Source organism: Streptomyces sp. TRM64462 (assembly GCF_013362995.1).
Classification (GTDB): Bacteria; Actinomycetota; Actinomycetes; order Streptomycetales; family Streptomycetaceae; genus Streptomyces.
In genome coordinates this window covers 12,033-21,165 of sequence record NZ_JABWDV010000314.1, presented here as the reverse complement: position 1 = coordinate 21,165, position 9,133 = coordinate 12,033, and the positions used below count along the sequence as shown (strand labels likewise).

Here is a 9,133-nt window from a genome sequence, read left to right as displayed (position 1 = left end):
GAGCGGGGTCTGGTGCGTGCGGCTGCAAGGCGGAGGAGGGAGTGATGGCGGAGCCATCGCGACCGACGACAACGCCGCAGACGTGCGTGCCAGACCCCGCGGCCCAGGCATGATCCGCCGGACACGACCTAGTCCGTCTCTTCCGGCAGCTCCGGTAGCTCCGGCAGATACGGCAGCAGCAGGAGGAGGTCCGGTGCGCCGCACAGCCGTACGCGCGGCGACAGTCGCGCCAGCGTCGCGACGACCTCGGGCCGGGCGCCGGCGGAGCGCGCCGCCGCGCACAACTGGTCCCGGCCGACCCACCCCGCCCCGAACGCGGTGCGCGTACTCGCCCTGATCTCCTGCCGCGTCACCGTTGACATGGCGAACCTCCGCTGCGTCACACCACAACCGCTGTTACGTAACGTGATCGTATCCTCACGCCGCGGCACCCCGTGTCGGCCCGCGGTCCCGCGGGGGCAGCGCCGTGACTCTCACATGATGTGCGGGTTAACGCCCGGGGGACAGAGGGCGTCCGCCTCGTCCTCCTGCGCGAAATTCAGGCAACCGATCGATGCCGACGGGTCCGTGACTTGCCTTCCGACTTTGCGGCTGCGTTAGATTGGTGCCGCTCGCCGACCCCGCCCGTGTCGCGGCACGGGGCGGCGAAGGAGCCGCCCGGCGCGGCCGCATCGACCCTCACCCGCACCACCGCCGCACCCACGTCACCGCACCACGCCGCCATCCGTTCACGCGCGTACACGCTTGGGGAGAACCATGGCCGACGACGTCACCCGGACCGAGATCGCCGACCACCTGACCGGGGTCTTCGCCAACGGCGCCATCAGCAGAAGCGATCTGCTCATCGCCGCCGCGGGCGCCCGTCCCGAGGTCCGCGAGGTGCTGGAGCAGCTGCCGGACCGCCGGTACACCGAACTGCGCCAGGTGTGGCAGGACCTGCCCGCCGTCCCGATCGGCCTCTGAGCCGACCGCCGCGCAGCGCTCGCACCACCGGAGCACCGCACCACCGAAGCACCGCACCACGGAAGCACCGAAGCATCACCGTACGGAGAGTTACGACGAACATGGCCGTCTTCATGCTGCGCCTGGCCCACGGCGAGGACACCGTCATCGAAGCGGACGCCGCAGGGCGCACCGCCACCGGCGAGATCGTGCTGGAGCGCACCGATCAGCACGGCAAGTCCCAGCGCGTGCGCACCTTCCGGGCCGACGCGGTGACCGCCGTGTACCGCCGCGGCCCCGCCGACGGCGGCCTCTACACCTGGATCCCGCAGCCGCCCGACGGCACGTGGTGGTGCTACTGACACACCGGAACGCCCCCCTCGCAGCAACGAGGGGGGCGCGAACGAGCCTTCCGGACAGAAAGGACCGCTTCCCGCCTCCCATTGGCGGGACAGGGGCAGCCCGGCGCAAGCAGAACGGGGAACATTCCGCCACTCGGGCCCGGAACGGCGTGCGCCCCGGCGGTCGCACACCGCAAAGGGCGCATCAGGGGCGCTCATTGTTCCCGGATCCGGATTTCGAGCACCTGTCCCACGTCCCTCGCCCCATGCTGGTGCGCGGCTCGTCAGCGGCGTCAGCAAGCGCCAGAGCCTTCCGGACAGTCACGTGTAGGGACACCCGCATGAAGCACAGCAGAACCGGCGTCACCGTCGTGGCGCTTCTCGTGTTCTCCGCGTTGAGCGCCGTGATGATCGGCGTGGGACAGCCCATCGCGGCGATCACCGCGCTGATCCCGTCGGTGGCGCTGGGCGTGCAGCACATCGTGCACACCACCACCGGCCCCACCGGCCCCGCCGGCCGGCGCCCCGCCCCCCGCGCACCGCACGCCGCGGACGGGGAGGAGGAGTGACCCGGATGAACGTACCCTCCGTGCCGCAGCGCTTCCCGCGCGGCAAGCCGGGACGCAGACTCGGCCCGATCGCCGACGGCACCGGCCCCGCGCACCGCGCCTGGCTCGAACCGCTCCGCGAGGCCTTCCACGCCAGCGGCATGACCCTGCTCGACCTCCAGGACCGGACCGGCTGGCCCAAGTCGAAGCTCTCCGAACTGCTACGCGCCGTGGGCCGCTACCCGCGCTGGGCCTTCGCACGCGACGTCGCCATGGGCCTGTCCGCTCCCGTCGCACGCCCTGGTACGAGGCTCGGGACGCGGTCCGGTGCGGGGCCGGCCACGGGGACGGGTGCGGGGCCCGTTCTCTCGTACGCGTCCATACGGCTGCTGTGGGTCCAGGCCGCGCGCGAGGCCGACAAGCGCACCGCCTGGATCAACGAGTGCCTGTCCCAGGGCGGGGACCTGGGGACCGTGACCACCGGCTCGTTACCGCTCGAATTCTCCGCGTTCCGCGAGCTGCACCAGCCGCACTACACCGCCTACGCCGGGGCGTTCCTGCGCGGCCGCGCCCTCACCGAGCGGACCGTGGACGACGTGTTCCTGCTGCTGATGCTGTGGGACGAGGCGCTCGCCAGTGAGAACCCGGAGCGGTTCGCCTGGCAGGTGCTGCGCGGCACCGTCCTGGAGCGCGCCCCGAAGGACGGCGACGGCCACCCCGCGCTCGCCGACGCCGCGTTCGACACCGTCGCCCTGCGCAGCAGCCTCGACCCGGTCGGCCAACTGGAGGAGTCCATGGCGCTCTTCCGGGCGGTCAGCCGGCTCCCGCCACGGCAGATGGACGTCACCGTCCTGCTGCACCTGCGGGGACTCGACGAAGGACAGGCCGCGGACGAGCTGGGCATCTCGCGGGCCGCCGTGCGCTCCACCGCCCGGCACGCCCGGCGCGGACTGCGCGCCACCCTGGGGACCGACAGCACCGCCGAGGAGGGACGCCCCGGTGACCTCAACGATCGATGAACTCCTCTCCCGTGCCCGGCTCGTGGAGACACCCTCCGCACCCGCGGACGTCTCCCGCGAGCCAGGCCTCGCCCCGCGGCCGACCGCCCCGGACGGAGGACCCGTCCGGGGCGGAGGGCCTGCCCGCTCGCTCTCGCGGGAGCGCATGAGCGGCGCCGCCCACGACCTCCAGGCCCTGTGCGAGACGCTCGTCACGACCGCCGCCGTCACCTCGCTGAGCGACTTCGTGACCCGCGTCCTCCCCGAACCCGCCGGGGCGCGCGTCCTGGGCTGCATCCTCCAGCTCGGCGACGCCGAGGACTCCGCCCGCTTCTGGTGGCAGTACGCCGCCGGGGCCGGCGACACGGCCGCCTCCTACTGCCTCTACCTGCACCACCTCGCCCTCGGCGAGCCCGACGAGGCGACCTGGTGGCAGGACCAGGCGGCAGCCCCCGCCGCGCGGCAGCCGGCGGGGCCCGGCCACGACGGCGTCGCGCCGCCCGCCGCACGGTTCACCGGCCCCGGCCGGAACATCGCCGCCGACGCGAGCCTGCCCACCATGCTGCGCGTGCTGCGCGCACTCAAGGTCAAGGGCTCCCGCACGTCCGGCGACACCGCGCACGCCGGCACCGCGCACGCCGGCACCGCGCACGCCGAAACCGCGCACGCCGGCACCGCGACGCCCGACGCGGCCACCGTCGGCGCCGTCATCACGTACGTCGCGGCCGCCGTCCGCTACGTCGACGACGACCTGGACCTGCCCCTTCCGCACCCCGGCTTCACCGACCGGATCCGCGCCCTGACCGCACCCGGCCCCGCCGGCCGTACGGCCCTCCCCGCCGGCCTGCCCGCCCGGTCCCGCAGCTCCGCCATCGCCCAGGCGGCCCGCCGCCCCGTGCCCCGGCGCCCCGACCCGCTGCATTCCGGCCACGGTCAGGCGCATCCCCACCCGGAACCTCACCCGCACCCGCACTGACCCCGCGCCGTCAGCCCCGCGCCCGGTGCGCGGCGTCCGCCACGTCACGGGCCCGGGCCGGGCCGAGCCGCAGGAGGTACGCCGTCCTGCCCAGGACCGCGCGGACGCAGCCCCGCGGCACGTACCAGGGGGCGAGCACCCGCACCTCCGACAGCGGCGCGCTGTCGATCTCGCTGCCCCGGCTGTTGAGGAGCGTCAGCCGCCCCTCCGCCACCCGGACCCGGCCCGCCGTCGTCAACTGCCGCCACCCCCGCCGGATATGCACGCCCCGCTGCTCGAACTCCCGCTTGGCCACGCCGCGCCCCCCTCCGCCCACACGCGCCCTGCGGGGACCATACCCGCGTCGGACGGCTGGAATTGCCCCCTGTGCGGACCCGCTCGGAGCGGGCGGCGCATCCAACAGAGCGGATTGTTTGGTCCGTTCCCCGCATGGGACGGCCCGGCGGGCGGCAGGCTGGGGCCGAGTCCGAGAAGTCCGAGAATCAGGAGGCAGGACCTCATGGAGCACAGCAACGGCCTCGACGGGCTGAGCGGACCCGGCAGCCCGAGCGGCCCCGGCGGCCCCGGCGGCCCGGAGGACAGCGTCCCCGCGTACCGCACCGTCCGTGTCACCGCGTCCGACGAGCCGCTCGCCGCCCTGGCCGACCTGGAGGCATGGCAGGCCCGCGACACGTATCCCCTGCTGCTCTGCGCCGGAGCCCCCGTCTTCGGCGTCGTACGCGAGCGCGAGGAGGGCGGCTGGGAGGTGCTCGACGGGTTCTCCGGGCAGGCGCCCCAGGACGCCCGCGACTGCATGGGGTCGCAGTTCCGCCGCCGCGCCCACGAGGCGAGAGAGGCGGGGGACGAGGAGGGCTACGACCTCTGCATGCGGGCCGCCGAGCGCATGGAGTGGGAGACCCTCGACGAGCTGACGGTACTCGGCGACCGCTACCGCGTCGTCCGCGCGGAGTGCTTCATCCGCTCCGGTACGGAGGGCCCCGAGCCGCCCCGCACCTCCGACCTCGACCCGTCCGCGCCCGGCCTCAGCCACCAGGGGCCCCGTCCGACCGTCGGCTTCGTCCTCGATCCCGCCCGCCCGACCGGCATGTCCGAGGGCCTCCTCAAGGTCGACCTGCTGTCCCTCGTCCGCAAGACCGGCACCGTGCCGCGCGCCATCCAGGAGGACTCGCTGCGCGCCGCCCGCACCCACCCGGGCGGTGTGCTGCTTCCGGCCACCTTCATGACCGCCGAGTACGACCGCGGGTACTGGCGGCCCGACTCCGTCGCCACCTGCGAGACCCCGCAGTCCGCACGGGACTCGCTCGCCTTCAAGCTGCGCGTCATGATCCCGTGGGAGGAGCGCCTCGACGCCGAGGCCCGCGCCCCGTACAAGGCGGCGGCCGACCGCTTCGACGCCGAGCCCGCCGACGAGCTGGAGGTCGAGGGCCGCCGCTTCCGCGTCGTACGGGTCGAACGCCTCGTACGGTTCGGGCCCGACGGCCCCGAGGGCCCGCGGCCGTCCGACCCGGACCCGCAGCCGCCCGTGATGGTCCAGGAGCAGCAGCTGCGCGAACAGGGCCTCATCAGCGACGACGAGGACGAGAACGCGCCCGTCAAGCTCGACGAGAACGCCCAGCGGCTCGCCGCCCTGTTCCACGAGGAGGAGGCCCGCGTCCGCGCCCTGCGCGAGGGCTGACCCCCGCGCGCCCCGGGGCCGCGCCCGCGTTCCGGCCCCGAGGGCTGGCGCCGGACACGGGGCGCAGTGTTACAAATGAGCGTGGTCAACTTTTTCGACCGGTTCCGCGGCGCCTCGGTCCGGTCACTGGCCGAAAGGCTTCCACGCAGCGTCGCAGGGCAGGTCTTCGTCCTGCAGGTGACGCTGGTCGTGCTGCTGGTGCTGGGCGCGCTCCTGGCCCTGCTGCTCCAGTCGCGCAGCGACGGCGACCGCGAGGCGCGCAACCGTTCGATCGCCGTGGCCCAGACCTTCGCGCACTCGCCCGGGCTGCTCGACGTACTCGAACAGCCCGATCCGGCGAGCGTCCTCCAGCCCCTCGCCGAGACCGCGCGCAAACGGGCGGGCGTCGACTTCATCGTCGTGATGGACACCAACGGCATCCGCTACAGCCACCCCCAGCCCGAGCGCATCGGGCAGCGGTTCGTCGGCACCATCGAGCCCTCCCTCGCCGGAAAGGTCCTCACCGAACGCGTCGACGGCCCCCTCGGCCACGAGGTGCAGGCCGTCGTCCCCGTGACCGACCCCGAGGGCGAGGTCGTGGCGCTGGTCTCGGCGGGGCTGAAGGTGAAGAACGTGACCGGCGTCGTCAACCAGCAGCTCCCCGTCATCCTCGGCACCAGCGCCGCCGGACTCGTCGTCGCCACCGCCGGCACCGCCCTCGTCACCCGCCGCCTCCGCCGCCAGACGCACGGCCTCGGGCCCGCCGAGATGACCCGTGTGTACGAACACCACAACGCCGTCCTGCACGCCGTACGCGAAGGCGTGGTCATCGTCGGCGGCGACGGCCGTCTCGTCCTCGCCAACGACGAGGCGGAGCGGCTCCTGAAGCTGCCACCCGAGGCCGAGGGCCGGCACATCAAGGACCTGCCGGGCCTCGACCCCCGGATGGCCGGACTGCTGTGCTCGGGCCGTGTCGCCACCGACGAGGTCGTCCCCGCGGCCGGCCGGCTCCTCGCCGTCAACCAGCGCCCCACCGACCCCTACGGCGGCCCGGCCGGCACCGTCGTCACCATCCGCGACACCACCGAGCTGCGCTCCCTCAGCGGCCGCGCCGAGGTCGCCCGCAAGCGCCTCAACCTGCTGTACGACGCGGGCGTCGGCATCGGCACCACGCTCGACGTCGTCCGCACCGCCGAGGAGCTCGCGGACGTGGCCGTGCCGCGCTTCGCGGACTTCGTCACCGTCGACCTCGCCGACCCGGTCCTGCGCGGCGAGGAGCCCACCGCCAGCAGCACCGACATGCGCCGCACCGCGTCGCGCGGCATCCGCCCGGACTCGCCGCTGTACCCGACCGGCCGCATGATCGCCTTCATGCCGTCCACCCCGCAGGCCCGCGGCTTCGGCAGCGGACGGGCGGAGCTGGTCCCCGACCTGTCCCACGCGCCCGGCTGGCAGGCCCAGGACCCCGAGCGGGCCGCGGCCATCGTCGCGTACGGCATCCACTCCCTGATCACCGTGCCCCTCAAGGCCCGCGGCGTCGTCCTCGGCGTCACCAACTTCTGGCGCTCCGAGAAGCCCGAGCCGTTCGAGGAGGACGACGTCACGCTCGCCGAGGAGCTGGTCGCGCGCGCCGCCGTCGCCATCGACAACGCCCGTCGCTACACCCGCGAGCACGCCATGGCCGTCACCCTCCAGCGCAGCCTGCTGCCCCGGGCCCTGCCCGAGCAGAGCGCCGTGGAGGTCGCCCACCGCTATCTGCCCGCCCAGTCCGGGGTCGGCGGCGACTGGTTCGACGTCATCCCGCTGCCCGGCAGCCGGGTCGCCCTCGTCGTCGGGGACGTCGTCGGGCACGGACTGCACGCCGCCGCCACCATGGGCCGGCTGCGCACCGCCGTCCACAACTTCTCCACCCTGGACCTGCCGCCCGACGAACTGCTCGGCCGGCTCGACGACCTGGTGGGCCGCATCGACCAGGACGAGGCCGGAGCCGCGCCCGGCAGCGGCGCGGGAGCCGCGGGCGGGGACGGCATGGCCGTCGGCATGACGGGCGCCACCTGCCTGTACGCCGTGTACGACCCCGTCACACGGCGCTGCGCCCTCGCCCGCGCCGGGCACCCCATGCCGGCGCTGGTGCACCCCGACGGCACCGTGGAGTTCCCCGACCTCCCGGCCGGACCGCCGCTGGGCCTGGGCGGCATACCGTACGAGACGACCGAGCTGGAGCTCGCCGAGGACTCCCAGCTCGTCTTCTACACCGACGGCCTGATCGAGGAGCGCAGCCGGGACATCGACGTCGGCCTGGAGCTGCTGCGGCAGGCACTCGCGCATCCGGGCCGCACTCCCGAGGAGAGCTGCCGCGCCGTCCTGGACGCGCTGCTGCCCGCCCACCCCAAGGACGACGTGGCGCTGCTCATCGCCCGCACCCGGGCCCTCGGCCCGGAGCGCGTCGCGGACTGGGACGTGCCGTTCCACCCCGGCGCCGTCGCCGGGATCCGGGCCGCGGCCGCGGCGAAACTGGACGAATGGGGCCTGTCGGAGCTGACGTTCACCACGGAACTGGTCCTCAGCGAGCTGATCACCAACGCCATCCGCTACGGCGCACCGCCCGTGCACGTACGGCTCATCCACGACCGCGAGCTGACCTGCGAGGTCTCCGACACCAGCAGCACCTCACCGCACCTGCGCTACGCGGCGACGACCGACGAGGGCGGGCGCGGCCTGTTCCTGGTGGCGCAGCTCGCGGAGCGCTGGGGCACCCGCTACACCGGCGCCGGCAAGGTCATCTGGGCCGAGCAGCAACTGGCCGGCAGCGGCGCGTACGACGCCGGGCGCGGCGGCGCGTTTCTCTTCGACGGCCTGGACCTCGACGGCCTCGACGCCCTCGACACGGACCCGATCTGATGGCGCGAGCAGCGGAGGCGGGGCAGGTGGGGCAGGCCGAGGAGGTGACGGAAGCTTTGTTCGCGCCCGGCGGACCGACCGTCCGGGAGCTGGCCGTGCAGGCGCTGTCGTCCGTCGAGCACGGCTACGACCTCCTCGCCCCCAAGTTCGACCGGACGCCGTTCCGCACCCCCGACACGGTGCTCGACGCGACGGCGGACGCGCTGCGGCCGCTGGGCCCGTTCGACGCCGGCCTGGACGTGTGCTGCGGCACGGGCGCCGGTACGGGCCTGCTGCGGGAACTGTGCCGGGCGCGGGTGACCGGTGTGGACGTCAGCGCGGGCATGCTGGCCCGGGCGCGTGCCGCGCGCCCCGCGGTGCCGGGCCGGCCGGACCCGGAGTGGATACGGGCGGACGCGCGGGCACTGCGGTTCCGCGGGGAGTTCGACCTGGCCGTGAGCTTCGGCGCGTTCGGGCACTTCCTGCCGGCCGAGCGCCCGGTCCTGTTCGCGGGCGTGCACGCGGCGCTGCGGCCGGGCGGGCGGTTCGCGTTCCCGGTCGTGGCGCCGCCCCGCGTGGGCTCGCGGGCGTACTGGACGCTGTGGGGCTTCGACGCGGCGATGCGGGTGCGCAACGCGCTGTGGCGGCCCCCGTTCGTCATGTACTACCGGACCTTCCGGCTGCCCGACGTGCTCGCCGACCTGGGCCGGGCCGGGTTCGCCGTGGACCTCGTCCCGCTGACGCCGCTGGGCCGCCGTCCGGATGGATCGCCGCGCTGCCGGCTGGTCGTGGCG

Annotated in this window: 10 protein-coding genes; 8 read left to right on the top strand and 2 right to left on the bottom strand. The window is 74.4% G+C overall.

The features are described 5' to 3' along the window. Positions 1-128: 128 nt before the first annotated feature. A complete protein-coding gene (locus tag HTZ82_RS15690) occupies positions 129-362 on the bottom strand; it encodes a hypothetical protein (RefSeq protein ID WP_175410002.1) in 234 nt (77 codons plus the stop codon). Between the two features lie 394 nt (positions 363-756). Between HTZ82_RS15690 and HTZ82_RS15685 the strand changes: the two genes are divergently transcribed. From HTZ82_RS15685 to HTZ82_RS15665, 5 genes are all read left to right on the top strand, one after another. Further along, positions 757-963 carry a DUF2795 domain-containing protein gene (locus tag HTZ82_RS15685; protein WP_175410001.1) on the top strand — a complete coding sequence of 69 codons (207 nt, stop codon included), beginning with the start codon at positions 757-759 and terminating at the stop codon, positions 961-963. Positions 964-1,064: 101 nt separating this feature from the next. Further along, positions 1,065-1,304 (top strand): hypothetical protein, encoded by a 240-nt coding sequence (locus HTZ82_RS15680; RefSeq protein ID WP_175410000.1) that lies wholly within the window; start codon positions 1,065-1,067, stop codon positions 1,302-1,304. 320 nt (positions 1,305-1,624) lie between these two features. Next, positions 1,625-1,852: a hypothetical protein gene (locus HTZ82_RS15675; protein ID WP_175409999.1), complete on the top strand. Its 228-nt coding sequence runs from the start codon at positions 1,625-1,627 to the stop codon at positions 1,850-1,852. A 5-nt stretch (positions 1,853-1,857) separates the two neighbouring features. Beyond that, positions 1,858-2,850, top strand: a complete 993-nt coding sequence (locus HTZ82_RS15670) for a sigma-70 family RNA polymerase sigma factor (protein WP_175409998.1) — start codon at positions 1,858-1,860, stop codon at positions 2,848-2,850. Continuing rightward, entirely contained in the window at positions 2,831-3,805 is a 975-nt protein-coding gene (locus HTZ82_RS15665) for a hypothetical protein (protein ID WP_175409997.1), read from the top strand. Before HTZ82_RS15670 ends, HTZ82_RS15665 begins: the two co-directional genes overlap by 20 nt. Positions 3,806-3,815: 10 nt before the next feature. Here the strand turns inward: HTZ82_RS15665 and HTZ82_RS15660 are convergent, their stop codons facing one another. After that, positions 3,816-4,100: a hypothetical protein gene (locus HTZ82_RS15660; RefSeq protein ID WP_175409996.1), complete on the bottom strand. Its 285-nt coding sequence runs from the start codon at positions 4,098-4,100 to the stop codon at positions 3,816-3,818. A 204-nt stretch (positions 4,101-4,304) separates the two neighbouring features. Between HTZ82_RS15660 and HTZ82_RS15655 the strand changes: the two genes are divergently transcribed. From HTZ82_RS15655 to HTZ82_RS15645, 3 genes are all read left to right on the top strand, one after another. Further along, positions 4,305-5,480, top strand: coding sequence for a DUF5954 family protein (locus HTZ82_RS15655; RefSeq protein ID WP_254711885.1), 1,176 nt, complete (start codon positions 4,305-4,307; stop codon positions 5,478-5,480). A 75-nt stretch (positions 5,481-5,555) separates the two neighbouring features. Beyond that, complete coding sequence (locus tag HTZ82_RS15650; RefSeq protein ID WP_175409995.1) at positions 5,556-8,360, top strand: SpoIIE family protein phosphatase/ATP-binding protein; 2,805 nt, start codon at positions 5,556-5,558, stop codon at positions 8,358-8,360. A 56-nt stretch (positions 8,361-8,416) separates the two neighbouring features. Continuing rightward, the coding region (locus HTZ82_RS15645) for a class I SAM-dependent methyltransferase (protein ID WP_175410006.1) at positions 8,417-9,133 on the top strand (717 nt) is incomplete at its 3' end.